General features: G+C 70.8%; 25 protein-coding genes. 14 read left to right on the top strand and 11 right to left on the bottom strand.

Going from position 1 to position 18,279, the window contains the following annotated elements:
- Positions 1 to 7: 7 nt before the first annotated feature.
- The 3 genes from ABD352_RS36510 (at position 8) to crcB (ending at position 2,289) form a co-directional block, all read left to right on the top strand.
- A complete protein-coding gene (locus tag ABD352_RS36510) occupies positions 8 to 1,297 on the top strand; it encodes a magnesium transporter MgtE N-terminal domain-containing protein (protein ID WP_344617113.1) in 1,290 nt (429 codons plus the stop codon).
- A 141-nt stretch (positions 1,298 to 1,438) separates the two neighbouring features.
- The gene (locus ABD352_RS36505) at positions 1,439 to 1,933 is read left to right on the top strand and encodes a fluoride efflux transporter FluC (RefSeq protein WP_425553802.1); all 495 of its coding nucleotides are present in this window, start codon (positions 1,439 to 1,441) and stop codon (positions 1,931 to 1,933) included.
- Complete coding sequence (crcB, locus tag ABD352_RS36500; RefSeq protein WP_344617111.1) at positions 1,930 to 2,289, top strand: fluoride efflux transporter CrcB; 360 nt, start codon at positions 1,930 to 1,932, stop codon at positions 2,287 to 2,289. The genes ABD352_RS36505 and crcB overlap by 4 nt, the downstream gene beginning before the upstream one ends.
- Positions 2,290 to 2,364: 75 nt before the next feature.
- Here crcB and ABD352_RS36495 read toward each other — a convergent pair whose 3' ends face one another.
- The 3 genes from ABD352_RS36495 to ABD352_RS36485 all read right to left on the bottom strand — a co-directional run bounded on the left by ABD352_RS36495 (position 2,365) and on the right by ABD352_RS36485 (position 3,961).
- A complete protein-coding gene (locus ABD352_RS36495; protein WP_344617110.1) occupies positions 2,365 to 3,225 on the bottom strand; it encodes a CbtA family protein in 861 nt (286 codons plus the stop codon).
- Positions 3,226 to 3,237: 12 nt separating this feature from the next.
- A complete protein-coding gene (locus ABD352_RS36490) occupies positions 3,238 to 3,456 on the bottom strand; it encodes a CbtB domain-containing protein (RefSeq protein WP_344617109.1) in 219 nt (72 codons plus the stop codon).
- 226 nt (positions 3,457 to 3,682) lie between these two features.
- Complete coding sequence (locus ABD352_RS36485; RefSeq protein ID WP_344617108.1) at positions 3,683 to 3,961, bottom strand: hypothetical protein; 279 nt, start codon at positions 3,959 to 3,961, stop codon at positions 3,683 to 3,685.
- Between the two features lie 124 nt (positions 3,962 to 4,085).
- Between ABD352_RS36485 and ABD352_RS36480 the strand changes: the two genes are divergently transcribed.
- Complete coding sequence (locus ABD352_RS36480) at positions 4,086 to 5,042, top strand: iron-containing redox enzyme family protein (RefSeq protein ID WP_344617107.1); 957 nt, start codon at positions 4,086 to 4,088, stop codon at positions 5,040 to 5,042.
- Between the two features lie 20 nt (positions 5,043 to 5,062).
- Here the strand turns inward: ABD352_RS36480 and ctaD are convergent, their stop codons facing one another.
- The 3 genes from ctaD to ctaF are packed head-to-tail and all read right to left on the bottom strand — an operon-like array spanning position 5,063 to position 8,707.
- Positions 5,063 to 6,724: an aa3-type cytochrome oxidase subunit I gene (ctaD, locus tag ABD352_RS36475; protein WP_344617106.1), complete on the bottom strand. Its 1,662-nt coding sequence runs from the start codon at positions 6,722 to 6,724 to the stop codon at positions 5,063 to 5,065.
- Positions 6,717 to 8,291 carry a cytochrome bc1 complex cytochrome b subunit gene (gene qcrB / locus ABD352_RS36470; RefSeq protein WP_344617105.1) on the bottom strand — a complete coding sequence of 525 codons (1,575 nt, stop codon included), beginning with the start codon at positions 8,289 to 8,291 and terminating at the stop codon, positions 6,717 to 6,719. The genes ctaD and qcrB overlap by 8 nt, the downstream gene beginning before the upstream one ends.
- The gene (gene ctaF, locus ABD352_RS36465) at positions 8,288 to 8,707 is read right to left on the bottom strand and encodes an aa3-type cytochrome oxidase subunit IV (protein ID WP_344617104.1); all 420 of its coding nucleotides are present in this window, start codon (positions 8,705 to 8,707) and stop codon (positions 8,288 to 8,290) included. Before ctaF ends, qcrB begins: the two co-directional genes overlap by 4 nt.
- A 158-nt stretch (positions 8,708 to 8,865) precedes the next feature.
- Here ctaF and ABD352_RS36460 point away from each other — a divergent pair, with 158 nt between their 5' ends.
- Positions 8,866 to 9,003, top strand: coding sequence for a hypothetical protein (locus ABD352_RS36460; protein WP_344617103.1), 138 nt, complete (start codon positions 8,866 to 8,868; stop codon positions 9,001 to 9,003).
- A gap of 46 nt (positions 9,004 to 9,049) precedes the next feature.
- Positions 9,050 to 9,889 carry a hypothetical protein gene (locus ABD352_RS36455; protein ID WP_344617102.1) on the top strand — a complete coding sequence of 280 codons (840 nt, stop codon included), beginning with the start codon at positions 9,050 to 9,052 and terminating at the stop codon, positions 9,887 to 9,889.
- 175 nt (positions 9,890 to 10,064) lie between these two features.
- Here the strand turns inward: ABD352_RS36455 and ABD352_RS36450 are convergent, their stop codons facing one another.
- Together ABD352_RS36450 and ABD352_RS36445 are read right to left on the bottom strand one after the other, a co-directional pair.
- Positions 10,065 to 10,625, bottom strand: a complete 561-nt coding sequence (locus tag ABD352_RS36450; RefSeq protein ID WP_344617101.1) for a permease-like cell division protein FtsX — start codon at positions 10,623 to 10,625, stop codon at positions 10,065 to 10,067.
- Complete coding sequence (locus ABD352_RS36445) at positions 10,612 to 11,118, bottom strand: RNA polymerase sigma factor (protein ID WP_344617100.1); 507 nt, start codon at positions 11,116 to 11,118, stop codon at positions 10,612 to 10,614. Before ABD352_RS36445 ends, ABD352_RS36450 begins: the two co-directional genes overlap by 14 nt.
- Positions 11,119 to 11,410: 292 nt before the next feature.
- Between ABD352_RS36445 and ABD352_RS36440 the strand changes: the two genes are divergently transcribed.
- On the top strand, positions 11,411 to 12,127 hold the full coding sequence (locus ABD352_RS36440; RefSeq protein ID WP_344617099.1) for a DinB family protein: 717 nt from the start codon (positions 11,411 to 11,413) through the stop codon (positions 12,125 to 12,127).
- Between the two features lie 156 nt (positions 12,128 to 12,283).
- On the opposite strand, the gene ABD352_RS57820 is transcribed toward ABD352_RS36440, so the two are convergent.
- Complete coding sequence (locus ABD352_RS57820; protein WP_425553806.1) at positions 12,284 to 12,550, bottom strand: hypothetical protein; 267 nt, start codon at positions 12,548 to 12,550, stop codon at positions 12,284 to 12,286.
- On the opposite strand from ABD352_RS57820, the gene ABD352_RS36435 reads away from it, so the two are divergent.
- From ABD352_RS36435 to ABD352_RS36425, 3 genes are all read left to right on the top strand, one after another.
- Positions 12,473 to 12,835, top strand: a complete 363-nt coding sequence (locus tag ABD352_RS36435) for a hypothetical protein (protein WP_344617098.1) — start codon at positions 12,473 to 12,475, stop codon at positions 12,833 to 12,835. The two genes, ABD352_RS57820 and ABD352_RS36435, sit on opposite strands and share 78 nt — an antisense overlap.
- Before the next feature lie 267 nt (positions 12,836 to 13,102).
- Complete coding sequence (locus ABD352_RS36430; RefSeq protein WP_344617097.1) at positions 13,103 to 14,164, top strand: hypothetical protein; 1,062 nt, start codon at positions 13,103 to 13,105, stop codon at positions 14,162 to 14,164.
- Between the two features lie 54 nt (positions 14,165 to 14,218).
- On the top strand, positions 14,219 to 14,641 hold the full coding sequence (locus ABD352_RS36425) for a hypothetical protein (protein ID WP_344617096.1): 423 nt from the start codon (positions 14,219 to 14,221) through the stop codon (positions 14,639 to 14,641).
- Between the two features lie 32 nt (positions 14,642 to 14,673).
- Here ABD352_RS36425 and ABD352_RS36420 read toward each other — a convergent pair whose 3' ends face one another.
- Positions 14,674 to 15,324 (bottom strand): hypothetical protein, encoded by a 651-nt coding sequence (locus ABD352_RS36420; protein WP_344617095.1) that lies wholly within the window; start codon positions 15,322 to 15,324, stop codon positions 14,674 to 14,676.
- Between the two features lie 377 nt (positions 15,325 to 15,701).
- Here ABD352_RS36420 and ABD352_RS36415 point away from each other — a divergent pair, with 377 nt between their 5' ends.
- The 3 genes from ABD352_RS36415 to ABD352_RS36405 all read left to right on the top strand — a co-directional run bounded on the left by ABD352_RS36415 (position 15,702) and on the right by ABD352_RS36405 (position 16,622).
- Complete coding sequence (locus ABD352_RS36415) at positions 15,702 to 15,923, top strand: hypothetical protein (protein WP_344617094.1); 222 nt, start codon at positions 15,702 to 15,704, stop codon at positions 15,921 to 15,923.
- A 197-nt stretch (positions 15,924 to 16,120) separates the two neighbouring features.
- Complete coding sequence (locus ABD352_RS36410) at positions 16,121 to 16,420, top strand: hypothetical protein (RefSeq protein WP_344617093.1); 300 nt, start codon at positions 16,121 to 16,123, stop codon at positions 16,418 to 16,420.
- 31 nt (positions 16,421 to 16,451) lie between these two features.
- Positions 16,452 to 16,622: a hypothetical protein gene (locus tag ABD352_RS36405; protein ID WP_344617092.1), complete on the top strand. Its 171-nt coding sequence runs from the start codon at positions 16,452 to 16,454 to the stop codon at positions 16,620 to 16,622.
- 61 nt (positions 16,623 to 16,683) lie between these two features.
- Here ABD352_RS36405 and ABD352_RS36400 read toward each other — a convergent pair whose 3' ends face one another.
- Positions 16,684 to 17,268 (bottom strand): DinB family protein, encoded by a 585-nt coding sequence (locus ABD352_RS36400; RefSeq protein ID WP_344617091.1) that lies wholly within the window; start codon positions 17,266 to 17,268, stop codon positions 16,684 to 16,686.
- 85 nt (positions 17,269 to 17,353) lie between these two features.
- Here ABD352_RS36400 and ABD352_RS36395 point away from each other — a divergent pair.
- Positions 17,354 to 18,279, top strand: a 926-nt coding sequence (locus tag ABD352_RS36395; protein WP_344617090.1) for a pyridoxal-phosphate dependent enzyme, incomplete at its 3' end; no start/stop codon positions are given.

Below are 18,279 nucleotides of genomic sequence, written 5' to 3'. Positions count from 1 at the left end.
CCCCGTCATGTCCTGCACTTCCGATCCCGCCCCGCCCCGAAGACTGGCGCTGTCGCGGCTGCTGAGGACCGCCGCGATCGACGCCCGCGGCCAGCGGCTGGGAAGCCTGGTCGACGTCATCGTCCGGCTGCCCGCCGAAGGCGGCTACCCGCCGGTCACCGGCCTGGTCGCCGAGCTCGGCCGGCGGCGGGTCTTCATTCCCGCCGCCGTGGTGCGCGCCTGGCGGCCCGAGGGCGTCGAGCTCGTCAGCGCCCGCGTCGACCTGCGCGCCTTCCAGCGCCGCGAGGGAGAGGTGCTCCTGCGCGCCGACGTGCTGGGGCACCGCCTGCTGGACACCACCACCGCCCGGCTGGTCCACGCCCACGACATCGAACTGACCGCCGGCCCGTCCGGCGCATGGATGCTCTCCGGCGTCGACGTCCACCGCCTGCACTGGCTGCACCGCCCCGGCCACCACCCGCCCCATCCGTTGCGCGACTGGCTCGACTTCGAGCCGCTCATCGGCCACCAGGCGTCCCTGCGCTCCCGCCATCCCCTGGTCCGGCTGCGCCGCCTCAGGGCGGCCGAACTGGCCGACCTCCTCGAGGAAGCCTCCGCACCGGAGCAACGCGAGATCCTCACCCAGGTGCACGCGGACCCCGAGCTCGAGGCCGACATCTTCGAGGAGCTCGACGAGGACCAGCAGAGCCACCTGCTCTCGGGCCGCAGCGACGCCGAGGTCGCCGCGGTGATCGCCCACATGCGCGCCGACGACGCGACCGACGCGGTCGCCGGGCTGCCGCAGGAGCGCCGCCGGCGGGTCCTGGCGCTCCTGCCCGACGATCGCAGGGCCACGGTCACCTACCTGCTGCGCTACCACGCCGCCACCGCCGGTGGCCTCATGGGCGTGGACATCCTGGCCCTGCCCGAGGACGCCACCGTGCGGCAGGCGGTGCAGGCCGTCCGCGACGCCACCACCACCCAGCCCGAGGCCCTCGCCAACCTGTACACGGTGAACCCCGCCGGGTGCCTGACGGGCACGATCGGTCTGGTCACCCTCCTGCGCGCCGACCCGGCGGCGATCCTTCGCGCCGTAGCCGAGCCGGACCCGGTCACCGTCAGCGCGCACGCCGACCAGATCGAGATCGCCACCCTGATGGCCGACTTCAACCTGAGCACCCTGCCGGTCGTCGACGACGAAGGCCACCTCATCGGCGTGATCACCATCGACGACGTGCTCGCCGAGACCATTCCCGACAACTGGCGCCGCCGCGAACCCGTCGCGCACCACTACCACCAGCACGACACCGTCGCCTGAGCCCACCGCGGCCGGCCGAGCGCGTCGCCGGGGCCTGCGGCCGCCGCAGGTATAGTGTGCTGCGGCGGTGGGGCCCGCCGATCCCGGACCACGCTCCGGGGTGAACCGCGACGAACGCCAACGGTCCCTGCCAGTGGGCTGATGCATGCCCTGGTGGGGAGGAGCACAGGCGTGGCGGAGCACAACGCGGCCCCGGTGGACGCCGACGTCGATCTGCACGTGCCGGCCGACCGGGCCGAGCTGCGGCCCAGTCCACTGCCCGTCCTCGCGGCGATCTCGGCCGGCGGGGTGTGCGGGGCCCTGGCCCGCTACGGGCTCCAGCAGGCGTGGCCGCATCCGCCGGGCGGGTTCCCGTGGGCGACGTTCGCGGTCAACGTGTCGGGGTGCCTGCTCATCGGGGTGCTCATGGTGATCGTCACCGAGATGGTCACCAACCGCCCGCTGCTGCGGCCGTTTCTCGGGGTCGGGGTGCTCGGGGGGTACACCACCTTCTCCACCTACGCCGTCGACATCCACGGCGCCGCGTCCGCCGGGGCGCCGTGGGTGGCGCTGGGGTACCTGGCGATCACCCTCGTCGGCGCGCTGCTGGCCGTGTGGGCCGGCACGGCGCTGACCCGGGCGGTGGTGCGCCGGTGACGCTGCTGCTCATCGCGCTCGGGGCGGCGGTCGGGGCGCCGCTGCGGTACCTCACCGACCGGACCGTGCAGTCCAAGCACGACTCGGTGTTCCCGTGGGGCACGCTCACCGTCAACGTGGCAGGCTCGCTGGTGCTCGGCCTGCTCGCGGGGCTGCCCGCCGGCCATGCGGTGAGCGCCCTGCTGGGCACCGGCTTCTGCGGCGCGCTCACCACGTACTCCACGTTCAGCTACGAGACGCTGCGCCTGGCCGAGGACGGGCATCGCTTCTACGCCGTCATGAACGTCGTCGCCTCACTCGTCGCCGGCCTGGGCGCGGCCGCCCTCGGCCTGATGCTGGCCCAGGCCCTCCACTGACGGCAGGACCCGCCGAGCGGGAGAACGGGCCGGGCGCCGTCACGCGGCAGGCGTGACGGCGCCCGGTTTCGTCGTTCAGGCGGCCGCGGGGGCCTTCGCCGGCTCGGTGCGCACCGGCCGGTTGCCCAGCAGCCGCTCGGCCAGCGGGGCGAAGACCAGGCCGATGACGGTCCACAGCAGCAGCTGGGCGCCGACGGTGTACAGCCGGAACTCGAACAGCAGGTCGGCGTCGAAGCCCGGGAAGACGATGTTGCCCTTCGGGTCGCGCAGGGGCAGCGGCGTCTCGGTGGCGTGGAGGCCGTACTCGGCGACGTTCGACGACAGCTCGCCGAAGGCCGGCAGCAGGGCCATGAGCACGCCGGTGACCACGACGAACGCGCCCGCGGCGAGCAGGGTCGCGTTCCAGGTGCCGAAGCGGGGCTTCAGGCGCTGGCCGAGGACGACCGCGAGGATCAGGAACAGCACCGAGGCGAGCACCATGATGAGGTAGAACGCGCTGCGCTGCCCGATCGTCTCCTCGTGGCCGATCGCGGGCGGGTTGGCCGGGTACTTGAGGAACGGCACCAGGTACAGCGTCAGGAACCCGGCCCCGGCCAGCAGCGCGGCCAGGCTGCGCGGCCGGAGGTTGCCGACCCGGCCCAGGCACACGGCGTAGGCGACCGCGAACAGGGCGCCCATCGCCAGGCCGAAGGCGATCATGCCGACGCCGATGCCGACGTTGCCCTGGATCGTCCGGCTGAACAGCTCGTGCTCGTGCTCGCCGGCGACGGCCACGCCGGCCGCCTTGTCCAGGGCATGCTGGGCCTCGTCGCGGCCCGACTCGTAGTCGATCGCGTCCTGGATGCGCGGCTCGGCGAAGATCCGCGCGAACACGAACGCGGCCAGGCCCGCGAGTGCCCCGGCGAGGATGCCGCGGGCGATGATCCGCTTCTCCATCGTCAGCCCCCGCTAGTGGCAGGGGAAGCCGAGGAAGTGGCGCCCGTCGTGCACGAACTCGTGCACGTGGGTGTCGCTGCCGAAGATCGACACCGCGCCCTGGTCGACGCCGATGAAGTAGTAGAGCAGGGCGGCGAGCGCGGCGGTGCCCACCAGCCAGACCAGCGACCGGGACAGGGGAATGACGACCGGCGTCGCGACGGTGCCGGACGATGAAGACGACACGCTCACGGGGAGCCTCCTTCAGGGATCGAGCGTCCCTCTCGTAGTGGCGAACTGACGGCGACGGGTCTGACTCGGCCAGGAGCGGCCTCACAGCGGCGCGACCGTGCCGGACTCTCACCGGCTTCCGGACGTCGTCAGTTGGGGCCGACGCTACGGGTACGCAGCGCGAACCGTCAATCGCAGGACGTGCCGAGTGCCGAGTTTCACGATCTTGAGAACGACTCGACGATCATCACGGCCGTGTCCCGACACCGCGGTGGCCTCGCCGGATGAGCGGGCGGCGCGGGTGCGGGCCTTCGTGGACCAGGCCGGCGGCCTGCTCCGGCTCGACCGCCCGCTCGATCCACTGCACCCGCCGGTAGGCGCGCGGCGACGCGCCGCAGGGCGGGGGCGGCACGTCTCCACAGTGGCGCGTCAGCGGTCCTGGGCCGGCCCTACCGGCCGCCACCTCCTCGCCGTGGTTCTCCGCGTGGATGCGGTGCAGCACGTTCCAGGTCGCCACGCTCAGCACGGCCCGACCCCACCGGGGCCGCACCACCGCTACCCGGCGCGTACCTTGACCGAGGTCGCCATGATCCGCCATTTCCCCTGCAAAATCGCGCTTAACGAGTTCCGTCACGGGAAGACGGGCCCGCATGCGGCTTCCCGAACCTCGCGGCCCGCTCTCCGGCACCGTCCTGGACGCGCTGGCCGGCGCGGCCTCCGCACTCCCGGCGCGGCTGCCGGCGAGCGGCGACCCGCTCGCCGACGAGGACCTCCAGCTGGCCCTGCACGTCTGCTTCGAGCTGCACTACCGCGGCCTCGACGGCGTGGACGGGCGCTGGGCGCGGGACCCGGGGCTGGTCGCGCTGCGCCTCGCCGCGCAGGAGCGCTTCGGGGCCGCCCTGCGCCGGCTGGTGCCCGTGCCGGCGCCGGTGCCCGCGCGGGAGGTGCCGCGGGCGCTCGAGGCGCTGGTCGAGGCCGACGACGGGCCGTCGCTGTCGGCGTACCTCGCCCGCCGCGCCACGATCGAGCAGTTCCGCGAGTTCGTCATGCACCGCTCGATCTACCACCAGCGCGGGGCGGCCCCGGTGGAGATCCAGGCCGGCGGGTACGGCGGCGGCCGCCCCGGGCGGGTGCACGCCGGGTTGTTCCGCACGACGATGCGCGAGCTCGGCCTGGACACCGCCCACGGCGCCTACCTCGGCCGCGTGCCCGCCGTCACCCTGGCCGCCGGCAACCTCATGTCGCTGTTCGGCCTGCACCGGCGGCTGCGCGGCGCCCTGCTCGGCCACCTCGCCGCCCACGGGATGACCTCGCCGCTGCCCAACCGCCGCTACGGCGACGGCCTGCGCCGCCTCGGCGGCGGCCGGGACGCCACCCGCTTCTACGACAAGCACGCCGAGGCCGGCGCCGCGCCCGACCTGTGCGGCGCGTTCTGCGCCGCGGAGCCCGGGCAGAGCGCGGCCGTACTGTGGGGCGCCGCCTGCGCGCTCGCGCTGGACGCCCGCTTTGCCGAGCACCTGCTGGACTCCTGGGCCGGGGGCGGCAGCTCGCTGCGGCCTCAGCTCCCCTCGGCCCGCCGGGTGCCGGCCGGCGCGCCGGGCGCCTGAAACGACCCTGAACGCCGCCGTCACAGGTCTTCGCCGTACCGCTCGTCGAAGGCCGGGCGGGTGGAGCGGATCCGGGGCAGGCGGGTGAAGTTGTGCCGCGGCGGCGGGCAGCTGGTGGCCCACTCCAGTGAGTTCGTGTAGCCCCAGGGGTCGTTGCCCTCGACGCGGCGGCCGAACCGGTAGGAGGACCAGAGGTTGTACAGCAGGGGCAGCATCGAGACGCCGAGGATGAACGCGCCGATGCTCGAGATGGTGTTGTACACCGTGAAGCCGTCGCTGGCCAGGTAGTCGGCGTAGCGGCGGGGCATGCCGCGGGTGCCGAGCCAGTGCTGCACCAGGAACGTGGTGTGGAAGCCCACGAACGTGAGCCAGAAGTGCAGCTTGCCGAGGCCCTCGCGCAGCATCCGGCCGGTGATCTTGGGGAACCAGAAGTACAGGCCGCCGAACGCGGCGAACACGATGGTGCCGAAGAGCACGTAGTGCATGTGGGCGACGACGAAGTACGTGTCGGACACGTGGAAGTCCATCGGCGGCGAGGCGAGCAGCACGCCGGAGAGGCCGCCGAAGAGGAACGTCACCAGGAAGCCCAGGGACCACAGCATCGGGGTCTGGAACGTCAGCTGGCCGTGCCACATGCTGCCGATCCAGTTGAAGAACTTGATGCCGGTGGGCACGGCGATGAGGTACGACAGGAAGGAGAAGAACGGCAGCAGCACGTTGCCGGTGACGAACATGTGGTGCGCCCACACGCCCATGGACAGCACGGCGATGGCGATGGTCGCGGCGACCAGTCCCTTGTAGCCGAAGACCGGCCGGCGGGAGAAGACCGGCAGGATCTCGGTGATGATGCCGAAGAACGGTATCGCGACGATGTACACCTCGGGATGGCCGAAGAACCAGAACAGGTGCTGCCACAGCAGCGCGCCGCCGACGTCGGCGTCGAAGACGTGCGCGCCGAGCTTGCGGTCCGCCTCCAGCACCAGCAGCGCCGCGGTGAGCACCGGGAACGCCATGAGCACCATCAGCGCGGTGACGAAGATGTTCCAGGTCAGGATCGGCATCCGGAACATCGTCATGCCGGGGGCCCGCAGCGTGACCACGGTGGTGACCATGTTGACGGCGCCGATCACCGTGCCGGCGCCGGAGACGGCGAGCCCCATGGTCCACAGGTCGGCGCCGAGGCCGGGCGAGTTGATCTGGCTGTTGAGCGGGGCGTAGGCGAACCAGCCGAAGTCGGCCGCGCCGCCGGGGGTGGCGAAGCCGCCGATCGTGACGAGTCCGCCGGTGAGGTACAGCCAGTAGGCCAGGGCGTTGAGCCGCGGGAAGGAGACGTCGGCCGCGCCGATCTGCAGCGGCACGAGGAAGTTGCCGAAGCCGAAGACCAGCGGGGTGGCGAACAGCAGCAGCATGATCGTGCCGTGCATGGTGAACAGCTGGTTGTACTGCTCGGGCGAGAGGAACTGCAGCCCGGGCCGCATCAGCTCGGCCCGCATGAGCATGGCCAGAATCCCGCCGAGGATGAAGAACCCGAACGACGTCGCGAGGTACAGCACGCCGATCTGCTTGGCGTCGGTCGTCGACATCAGCGCCACCACCCGCGAGCCGAGCGTGGTGCGGCGCAGCGGCCCGGGCAGCCGCGGGGTGTGCACCGGGTCGACCGGCACCACGGCGTGGTCACTCATCGGCGGTCTCCTGCAACTCGGGGCGGTCCGCCCCCTCCAGCTCGGGGCGAGCCGGCCCCTCCAGCTCGGGGCGGGCCGGCCCCTCCACCATCGGCCGGGACGCCCCGACGCGCTGCATGCGCTTCGGCACCGCCCAGCCGGCGTAGGGCAGCGGCAGCCGCTCGGCGGGCGCGAGGGGCTGCTCGATCTCGCGGTACTCCCCGTCCGGCATGCGGATGACGAGGCCGGTCTCCAGCCCGTGGGCCAGCCGCCGGCGATCCTGCTGCTGGAAGCCCAGGCACGCGCGGCGGGTCACGTAGAAGGCCAGCGGCGGCAGCAGCACCAGCCCGATGCGGCCGCCCCAGATCATCGCGTTGAGGCTGATGTCGAACTTGTCGGCGATGATGTCGTTGGCCCCGGACACGGTGAGCACCACGTAGAAGGTGAGGGCCATCGCCCCCACCGCGCTGCGGTTCGGCGCGTCCCGGGGCCGCTGCACCAGGTTCTGCCAGCCCTGGCCGCGGTGGCGCCGGGCGTAGCCGAACGGGTAGGCGAGCGCCAGCATCGTCATCACGCCGGGCAGCACGACGCCGGGCCAGAAAACCGGGGACAGGGTGTAGCCGAAGCCGCGGATCTCCCACGCCGGCATGAGGCGCAGGGCGCCGTCGAGGAACATGACGTACCAGTCGGGCTGGCTCCCGGCGGAGACCACCGCGGCCTCGTAGGGGCCGAACAGCCAGATCGGGTTGATCTGCACCAGCCCGCCGAGGGCGGCGATCATCGCGAACACGAGCACCGACAGGCCGGTCGAGCCTCCCGCGAAGCCGGGCACCATCCGCTGCCCGACCACGTTGCCGTTGGTGCGCCCGGGCCGCGGCCACTGGGTGTGCTTCTGCTTCACGATCAGCGCCAGGTGCACGCTGATCAGCGCCACGAGCGCGCCCGGCACGAGCAGGACGTGGACGATGTACAAGCGCCCGATGATCACGTCGCCGGGGAACTCGCCGCCGAACAGGAGCATGGACGCCCAGGTGCCGATCAACGGGAGCGACTCGATGATGGAGGCGGCGATGCGCAGGCCGGTGCCGGACAGGCCGTCGTCGGGCAGCGAGTAGCCGGCGAAGCCCTCGACGAAGCCGAGCCAGAACATCAGGATGCCGATCACCCAGTTCGCCTCGCGCGGCTTGCGGAACGCGCCGGTCAGGAAGATCCGGCCCATGTGCACGACGATCGCGGCCATGAAGAAGTCCGCCGCCCAGTGGTGCATCTGGCGCAGGAACAGCCCGCCGCGCACGTCGAAACTGATCTGCAGCGCCGACGCGTAGGCGGCCGACATCGGCATCCCGCGCTGCGGGACGTAGGAGCCGTCGTAGCGCACCTCGGCCATCGACGGTTCGAAGAACAACGAGAGCACGGTGCCGGTCAGCACCAGCATCACGAACGAGTACAGCGCCAGCTCGCCGAGCATGAACGACCAGTGGTCCGGGAAGACCTTGTTGATCGCGGCCCGCAGCGGCGTGGCGGCCTGGAAGCGCTCGTCGAGCGCCCGGCCGGCCCGCGCGGCCCGGTCCCGCCGCCGGCGGATCACCGCGACTCCGGGGAGCCGGCGTAGAACTCCATCACCAGCCCGGCGATGGCCGCGATCGCCGCCACGGCGCCCACGAGGAGCAGCCACCACTGGCTCGTCGCGATCCCGATCGCGCCGGCCGACACGGACAGCGCGATGCCCAGCGGCCAGAACCCGGGCGGAGCGAAGAAGCCGATCGGGCCGGCGCCGTCGGCGATCTCCGCGTCGGGCCGGTCCTCCGGCCGCGGGGGGATGCGCCGGGCGACCAGCGCGCAGTAGCCGCCGATGAGGACGCTGAACACGCCGCCCAGGCCGAGCGTGAGCGTGCCCGCCCACTCCGGGTGCGGCTTGCCGAGGCCGGTCCAGTACATGTAGACGCCGGTGGCGGTCAGCATGAACAGCGCGATGACGCCGAACACCTTGGCCTCGGTCCGCACTGTACCTCCCCTCGGCGACGGACGGGCCGCACCGGCGCCGCGCACCCGATAACCGGGCGCGGGCGGTTCAAACAAACTCGCGGAGGGCGGGCGCTCATGTGCCTGATTTGTCGGTGTGCGCAAATGGCGAACGTCGTGCGCTGCCGAGGGGTCTCTTCGTGGCGTACTTCGGACTGCTCGGCTTCGGGTGGTTCATCGCCGTGTGGCTGATGTGGGTCTGGTGGGGCGAGCGGTACACGGTGCCGGTCGCCGGTGCTCTCGCCGCGCGCCCGCGGCGACCAGGCCGGCGCTATTGATCATTTCTTCCGCCGCAGCGGCGTGACGCGGTCGCAGGTACAAGACATGCACACCCGCCGCGCCCAGGATGAGGCTCACCCCGTCGTCGGTGACCCGGACGTCGGCGCGATCGACGAGCAGCGGTGTGCTGTGCGCGCCGTGTACCGTACCGCCACGGAAGAACCATGCTGCCTGAGCGCGGATCGCGGCATGTCCGCGCATCCGGTCATGGTGTTCGTGCTCGGGGGCATGCCGACGTCCTGTGGAAACGCGGCGGCGGAGGGGCTTGGCTGCACGGCGCGTGACCCGCGAGCGGGTCAGGTCTGGATTCGCACGCCGGGTGCCGGACCGCGCCGCCGCGGCGCGGCCACCGCGTTGCACGCAGCCCGGGAAGTGGAGGCTGGGTGCAGCGTTTCGCGCCGGTACCCTAACGGGGTGACCTCCAACGACGATCCGGCCGACGGGCATGCCCGGTTCCGCCAGCTCAGCGCCGCCGTGCGGGAGAGCGGGCCTGGTGACGACTCGGCGCTGCTCGCAGCTCTGCTCACCGAGCCGGACCGGCTCATGGCGGAGTCGGTGTTGATGTCTCTTGTGGATACTCGGGCCGAGGGGCTGAGCTCGGCGGCGTCGTTCGCCGCGTGGGCGGAGCCGGTGGTGGACGCGGTGGGCGCCGATGGGTTCATCGCGCGGCGCGTGCAGGAATGGGCCCTGTTCAAGGCGCTGCAGTCCGGCGAGCCGGTGGATCGCGAGGCGTTGGCGGCCGCGTCCAACTGGCTCCAGCGCAAACTGGTCGAGGAGGCCGACTCAGCCGCGGTTCTGGCGGTGCTGGGCGAGGCCGGCCGCACGAAGCGGGTCCGCAACCTGGCGAAGACCCGCGCCGGACGCCTGCGATCCGCGGGCCGGTGACCGGCAGGCTCCGCACCCGGCCCAGAATGCCGGCCACGTCCGGTGAACGGGCCCACCGCAACCCTGCGGCTCTGGGGCGTCCTGCCCGAACGATACTCGATGCGCGCGCCGACGTCGGAGACCCGTCCGTACGCTCGGGCGTGCGCGCACACCAGGGCCGTCTCGCCGGCCGATGTCAGCTCGGTAGTAGTTCGCAGCTGCAGACCACATCGGACACGCCGCCGAGCGGGGCGACGAGCCGCTCGACCGCGTCGGCGCCGGCGCGGTCGGCGACGCGGAAGCGGAACGACTCGGGAAGGTTCTCCGGCTTCGTGGCGCTGACCAGGTCCGGCGCGTCGCTGAACTGGCGCCGGAAGTTTCGCCAGGCAGTTACCTGGTCCTCGAACCGCAGGCAGTACACCTCGGCCGAGCTCTCCAGCACTGTGTGTACCTCGGCCCGCTGCTCATCGGTGGTCCCCTGCTTGAGGAAGACGCTGACGTCGGTACCCGGGCCGTCGCAGGACTGGGGCGCGGCGGTCTGCGCCGGCGGCGCCGAGCCGGCGATCCACCAACCCGCGACGCCGCCGAGCAGGAGCAGCGCGACGAGACCGGCGGCGCCGACCGCCCGCCGCCGGTGTTCACGGACGGCGGCGGCGCGGACTGCCGCGACGCCGCCGGGGCGCAGGGCCTCGTGGGCCAGGTCGTATTCGGCGCGCAGCGCGGCGCGCAGCACCTGGTCGGTGTCAGAGTCCAGCATCGGTGTGCACCTCTCGGAAGTCGCGAAGGCTGACGGCAAGGGTGAGCCGGGCGCGGTACAGCCACGTCCGCACGGTCCCCGCACGGACGCGGCACACGTCGGCGACCTCGGCGACGGGCAGCCCGACCAGGTAGTGCAGGACGACGGCCCGTCGCTGACCGTCGGGCAGGCCAGCGAGCGCGGCGCGGATCGCCACGGCGTGCGGCTCGGGGCCGGGCACCGGTGCGACGAGCTCGAGGGCCTGGTGCCGCCGGGCGACGCGCCAGCGACGCAGGCGCGAGGTGCCGAGGTTCCAGGCCACCCTGCGGACCCAGACGGCCGGCTCCTCGTAGCCCGCGATGCGGTCCCAGCGCTGCCAGGCCCGCACAAAAGCTTCCTGGGTCACGTCGCGCGCCTCGTCGAGGTCGCCGAGGTATACGCTGAGCTGCGCGGCGATCTGCCGGAACTGCACGGCGTAGAACTCGGCGAACCCGTCACGGTCAGCCCCGCTCATCCTCATACCGACATCACCCGCGACCCACGCGGAACGTCACAGGCAGATTTCCGTTCGGCTCAGAGGGCGAGCTACCAGCTGGCCAGCGGGGCCGGCAGGTACCCCACCCGAGCCCCGGCGTATCGCTGACCATCCGGGAACCCTAGGCGGCCGCGGACAGTCTGTCGGCGTTGATCACGTGCACGCACATCGGCTTCCGCGAGCCGGGCGACAAACTCGCCATGACGTTCCATAGCGAGCTGATCGCGGGAGATCCGGGCGTGGCGTGTGCGGTGGGACCTAGCCTGTCTGCATGCGACGCTTCCACGATGAGGACCTCACCGGTGCAGAATTCCGCGAATCCGACCTGAGTAGAGCGCGGATGGTCGGCGTGGTCATGCAGGACGCCGAGATCGACGGCCTGGTCACCAATCTTGTGGTCAACGGGGTCGAGGTGATGTCGTACGTTGAGGCAGAGCTCGACCGTCGTCACCCGGTTCGGCTGCTGATCCGCTCAGATCAGCCTGACGACCTGCGAGAGGCCTGGCGGCAACTGCGGGACGATTGGGCGACGACTACCGAGCAAGCTCGGTCCATGCCCGAGAACAGCGAACATCACGGCGTCGACGGCGAGTGGTCGATGGTCGAAACCCTGCGCCACCTTGTCTTCGTGCACGACTCTTGGTTCCGACGCTGCGTGCTCGGGCTCACCGAGCCGTTCACGGCCATGGGACTGGGTCCACCGGTCGTCATGGACCAGGAGGACGATCTCGACCCGTCCGCCCAACCGAGCCTCGACGAGGTGCTCGCCGTACGAGTCCGGCAGGCTTCAGAGATCGAGACCTGGCTGGCCGAGGTCACGCCTGATCAGCTCGTGAAGACCGCGCCGGTCCCGGACGACGACAGATGGCCCCCGTACGCCAAGGGGCGGACAGTGCGGCAGTGCCTCGGCACTGTACTCGACGAGGAATGGGCTCACCACCGGTTCTGCAAGCGTGACCTGGACAAACTGTCGCATCAGGGTTCGTGAGCGAACTCTGAGCCTGTGCTGTCGTACTTCGTGACAGTCGCGGTCATGTGGATACCCTCAGGTTCTGCTCATCGATCTGGACACCACTGAACTCGTGACGGGTAGGTCACGACTGGCGGCGATTTCGGTCGAACCGCAGAGCACGTGCCGCCGTGGTCACCCAGCACTGGCACCGTGAGTCATAGTCCGCATCGAGAATCGCGCGTGTCTGAACGCGCGAATCTCGGCATGGTCGCGAGCCGCGGCGTCAGGTTCCGGAGGCCATGTGGGCAGCGAGGATGTAGTTGGGGTGGCGGTCGAGGTTGTTGCGGGCCCGGTCGTAGCGCATCGTCCTGCGGGGTCGGCGTGGCGCGCGCCGATCTGCACGTCGCGGAGGCTGACGCCAGCGTCGAGCATGGTCGTGACGAACGTATGTCTGAGCATGTGCGGGTGCATCCTGTCGATGGCATGGTCGAGTTGGAGCCGTCGGGGTCGGTGCGGCTGCTCTGCCAGCTGCTTGATTTCCATTGGCAGCAGGCGGGATGGAACCATTTGGATCGGCACGTGCGGCAGTGGTTCGCCTGGCATGCGGCGGTGATGGACACCGTCGTCGGTCGGTTGGAGGCCGGGACTGCGGGCCCGGTGAGCTGGGTGCTGGCCGGGATACACCCGGACGGCCGTATCCGGCAACGGGCGATCGACATCATCGGCGCCGGCCCTTGGCAGTGACGGAACGGGTGTATGGACTGGCAGACGGCGTCGGGGCCACAGATCCTCTGATCACCGCGGGCTGGGTGTCCTCGTCGCTGCGGCGGCTGCCAGTTTGACTCCACTGGTACGACATCCAGAAGCGGTCACCGTCGCGGCAAGAACTGCGAACGACCGGTTTGACTGTATGACGACCGGGTCGCGGCATGAGGGAGCATGCGATCATGGCTGCCGGCCTGAGCAGCGCCACGCTGGCGCTTGTCCGTCAGTTGTCGTGGGAGCTTGGTCATGGGTGACGGTGATGGGCGGGGCCAGGTGCGGTTGCCCGTCTTGCAGGTGCAGTTTTGTCTGGCTGTCGGTGAGGATCGCGGCCGGGCGGTGACGGCGGTGCAGCAGTGGTTCCGGGAGGGCTTTGCCCAGCTGGGTCGGGCGTTGTACGACCCGGCAACCCGACTGGCGCCGGCGGAGCTGCATGTGGAGACGAGGTTGGCGCGTCGAGTGCCGCACGCGGTGAGCATCATGCTCGCCATCCCGCAGCGCGGTGTAGACGACTATCTGTTCACCGCCTATTCGCCGGCGTTGTTCGATGCCCTGGTCGAATCCTTGGTCGACGTGCCGATCGGCGCCCATGTCTCCTTCACCGCGAACGACGCCGACGGGGACACGGACGGTTCTACGTTGCTGCTTGACGTGGACCGGATCGACAGCGACGCCGGCACCTGGCTGCTGGTGCGCCTGCTCACCCTCAGGACACCCTTTGCGGCCACGGACGGTATGGCACCGCTGCTCGCCTTCGTGCGCAGCGTCGCGAACCTTGCCAACCCGATGCACGGCGAGATCGCCTGGGGCAACCATCGGCAGGAGAGCGTGTTCGAGCTCGCGATCGCCGCGAACCCGAAGCGGACCCTTGCTCACGCCCGGCAAACGCTGCGGGGCTACTCCTGGCTCACGATCCTGCCCGAGGAGATCGGCCAGCACCTCGGCGGCCTCGACGCGCTGCGCTCCAGCGGCGCGTTCGTCGAAGTCGAGCATCTGGACGCCGGCGGCTTCTGGTGCCGGGCCACACCGAGCATCATGGAGTACGACTGGGCCGCAGCCGAGCGGGTGTTCCAAGTTGTTGCCCCCGCACTCCCACCCGGCCAGCCGAACATGCGGCGGGTACCGCAGCCCAACGCCCTGTCAGCCCGCAATGCCGCACACCTACAAAACCTCGTAACGCGGCTCCACCAACCGGCACACGAACGGCGGCATGAGCACGCACTAGGTCAGCGAGGAGCGGTGGGGCCGCTGAAGCTGCACCGATTGTTTCCGTACGTCTTGCTGTCGGTGCGCCTCGTCAGGGAATGCTGATCCTGCCGCATTGCCGGTTGCGACTTTGACGGCCTTACCAGCATGCTCACGGGCATGGATCGTCGGGTTGGGCTTTTCCGGTCTTCTGGTCGTGCCGGAACGGTGCTTCGCCTCGCTGGCGTGGCGATACAGGCAGCGTTCGTGGCTGCCGGGATGGCGTACGTGCGGGGTCCGGTGTGGGGTCTGGTGGTCTTCATTTTTGTCGGCCTGATGTTCGGCATAGGTGCCGTGTCGATGTCGTGGGTCCGCCGGTGGTCGGCGAAGCATGTGGTGGCCGACTCCTTGTTCATCGTGCCGTTCATCTTCCTTGGGTTGCTGATCATTCCGGTACTGCCGTGGTGGGCGGCCGCGCTCATTGCGTTGGCCGCGGGGTCGGTGCTCGTGCCGTTCATGGTGCGTCGCCGCAGGATCGCCGAAGGTCGCGCGGCCTCGCCGGCCGGTAACGAAAGCCGCGTCTGGTTCGGGGGGTTCGAGTAGCGTGGGGCAACTGCGGGCCGTGCAGGCGCCAATTAGAGGCGGCCGGTCCAGGGCTTGCCGAGGGCCGCTCGTACCGCACTGCGCCCGGGTGGCATGTCAAGCACGTCGATCAGGCTTTGGTCTTCGTCGACGGCGTGGTGCAGATGCCCGATCTTGCCGGTGCTGCTGTTCGCGTCGGAGGCGCCGATTAGCTGCCATATGCCGTCGTCGGCTTCGTGGCTGACGAGCAGAACGGGCTCGTAGTGCTCGAAGACCTCGAGGGTCTGGATGCAGGTGGTCCCGAGGAGCCAGTGCCGCATCCACCAGGCCCGTCGATCGTGCTGCATGACGTGGTCGGTGACCCACCAGACGAACGGCAGATCCTCATGGGCGCGTGCCTGGTCCGCGGTCAGGTCCGGGCCGCCCTGCGGTACCCGCTCGAACGGCTCGTCGGTAAGCGAGAACGCATGGCCGTCCTCATTTACGAAGATGATGGCATGGAACGTACCACCGCCGGAATTGCCGGCGCCGATCCCGATCGACAGCCGGGCGACGTGCGGGTCCGAACCGGTGGTCCAACCGAACGCGTACGAGGCCAGCTCACCACGCGGCCCAACGAACTCCCCGAACGCACGCCGGTCCATGCCCGTGACGTCGGTCGTAGGCACCTCAACGAGCGCACCTTCCAAGACCTGGATATCCACTCAGGCAAGATAGCTGATCAGAAGTCCGCCAACGGGCGCGTGCCACCTCTTCCCCGCCTCCGCGGTGATCACGGTTACGCGCCAGGCGGCGCTGCTGGCCGCACCCGTCCGGCCGCAAACGCGCACAATTCGGCCGCCGGGGAAGCGGGACGACCAACCAGCCGCGACGTCCCGTAGCGAGCCTCTCATCGCGGCATGTGCGCGCATTCAATAACGCGTCGTCGCGCAAATTGCGATGCTGGATCGCACATCACCCCAGTGCGGACGAAAGTCATGATTACCGCAAGTGATCAAGCACCCGGCCCGGACGTGCCTGACGGGGTGAGGCTAAACGGCGGGAGGACAGTGTTGGTGGCATTGACGCCCAGCGCGCGAGGATGCTCGACGACGCCGGCCCCGGCAGGCCCGTCACCCCGGCATGGTCATCCATGGTGGCCGCGTCAGTACTGGCATTGACGGTCGGTCTGGTTTCGATGCCGCTGGCCCTCGCGGCGCGGGGCCGACTGCCGTCAGGTGGCCTCACCGACGTCACGAGCCCGGTCCAAATGAGCTCAGAGCACAAGAGCCTCTTCCTCGACTGCGAGAAGGTGGCGAGCTGACGCTCAGCCGAAATGGCTAGCGGCCTGCTGCTAACAGGACCGCCTGCACCGGATGCCCGACCACACGATCGCGTGCGCGCACATCGACAGGTCCGCGTGCCGAACAGCTGCTTCTCATGCACGCTGCGTAGAGCGCGGACCGCGGCAGCACAGTGCGGAGCCGCGCTGCAATCCGGGCCTTCGACTACCATCACCAGGTGGTTGATCCGATCGTATTGGCGCAGGTGTGGCTCCAGCCGCACCATCAGCCGACCGGCGTCACGCGTCACTACTTCGGCACCCCGGGTGGGACAAGGGCAGAGGTACCGCACCCAAAATCCCTGCAGGTTGTGCAGTATCCCGGCGATGAGCCACGGGCCTACCTGTTCTACTGCGACCAGAGCGGCGAGGAGATGACCGACACCTACCACGACTCCATCGAGGAGGCCTTCGAGCACGCCAGTGCCGAATTCGGCGTTCTTCACCATGAATGGGCCAGGCGGTCGCACGACGCCTGACGACGGAGTGCACGGCAGGCGCCTTCGCTCCGTGCGGGCCGGCGAGGCCGTCGGCGGGCCGCTGCTCGAACGGCTCGCCGATCGGGTCGGGCAGCGCCGCATGCTGCCGCCGGTCGCCGTGGTGCACCTCGCCGCCGTCGTCGTCGCCGCGGCCGCCGGGGTCAGCGTCCCGCAGCTCGGCGCGCCCGCCGCAGCCAGATGACGTACCTTCAGCCGATCCAGAGGTGCGGTCGCGGCAAACCTGGCGCGTCGTTCCGGACAGGTCAAGAGTTCGTAAGGTCCTTGTGCGCGAGCGCGGCCTGCTCGACCCGCTCCCGGTAGGCGGCCCACCATTTTGGATCGGTCTCGGGCAGGTTGGCATTGCCGTCGTACAGGCCCGCGAAACCGTCAATTGACTCTCGTACGATGTCCGCCTGCCCGGCATGCCGATGCGTCTCGGCGATCACGTGGATCAGGATCCGGTGCAGCGTCACGTTGCGGGTCTCCGGCCGCCACCACGGCACCACACCGGGTGCGTCGAGGTCGAGTGCGTCAATGGTGGCGTCGGAGTGCGCCCAGATCCGCTTGTACAGCTCGACGTGGTGCTCACGGGTCTCCTCGGCGGCGGCCCACATGTCGGCGTTGGGCTCGGCGTCGTCGGAGATGTACGGAATCGGCTCCGGGAACGGCCGCCCGAACACGGCACCGAGATACTCCGACTCGACGGCGGCGGTATGTTTGACCAGCCCGAGCAGGTTCGTCGCGGTCGGGGTGAGCGGGCGGCGGATGTCGTACTCGCCGAGCCCGTCGAGCTTCCAGAGCAGCGCGTCGCGCCCCTCCTGCAAGTACAGCTTCAAGTTGTCCTTCACCCGGGGATCGTCCACCACGCGGGCCGGTGCCGCCAGTCGATTCGAGGGCTGGACCTGGACAATCCGCGCCGGGACGATGGTCGGCATGACCTCGTGGTACAGCGCGCCGGCCGCCCGGCGGTGGACCGGCCCGGACACGCCGGCGGACGCCGCCGCGTTCCACCGGTCGCTGCCCGGCTACGCGCCCACCCCGCTCGTCACCCTCCCGGAGCTGGCGGCCGAGCTGGGCGTCGGCCGGGTGCTCGTCAAGGACGAGTCGGCCCGGCTCGGGCTGCCCGCGTTCAAGGTGCTCGGCGCCTCCTGGGCCTGCCACCGGGTCCTCGCCCGCCGGCCCGGCGCCATGCTGGTCACCGCGACCGACGGCAACCACGGCCGCGCGGTCGCCCGGATGGCCGCCCACTTCGGCGTCCCCGCCACCGTCTTCGTGCCCGCCGTGATGCTCCCCGCGACCGCCGGGCGGATCGCCGCCGAGGGCGCGACGGTGGAGCGGGTGCAGGGCGATTACGACGCGGCGGTACGGCGGGCAGCCGCGTTCGCCGCCGAGCGGCCCGACCGGGCGCTGGTCCAGGACACCGCCTGGGACGGCTACGAGGAGGTGCCCGGCTGGATCGTCGAGGGCTACCGCACCCTCCTCGACGAGGTCGACGTCCAGCTGCCTGCCCCGCCGGACCTCGTCGCCGTCCCGGCCGGGGTCGGCTCGCTGGCCGAGGCGGTCGTGCGGCACTACCGGCGCCCGGGTGCCGCCCGCCCGAGCGTGCTCACCGTCGAGCCCGGCACCGCCGCCTGCGTGCTGGCCAGCCTGGCCGCGGGCCACCCGGTCCAGGTGCCGACGGCGCGAACCGTGATGGCCGGCCTCAACTGCGGCACCGTCTCCGGCTCCGCCTGGCCAGTCCTGCGCGCCGGCTGCGACGCGGCCGTGGCCGTCGCCGAAGACCCCGGCCTGCCCGGCGGCGGCGAAGTCCGGCGGCTCGGCGTCCCGGCCGGCCCGAGCGGCGCGGTCACCCTCGCCGG

Origin of the sequence: Dactylosporangium salmoneum (assembly GCF_039532525.1) — a bacterium.
GTDB classification, from domain to species: Bacteria; Actinomycetota; Actinomycetes; order Mycobacteriales; family Micromonosporaceae; genus Dactylosporangium; species Dactylosporangium salmoneum.
Note: the sequence above shows the minus strand (reverse complement) of the source record. Positions and strands in the feature narration are given on the sequence as shown.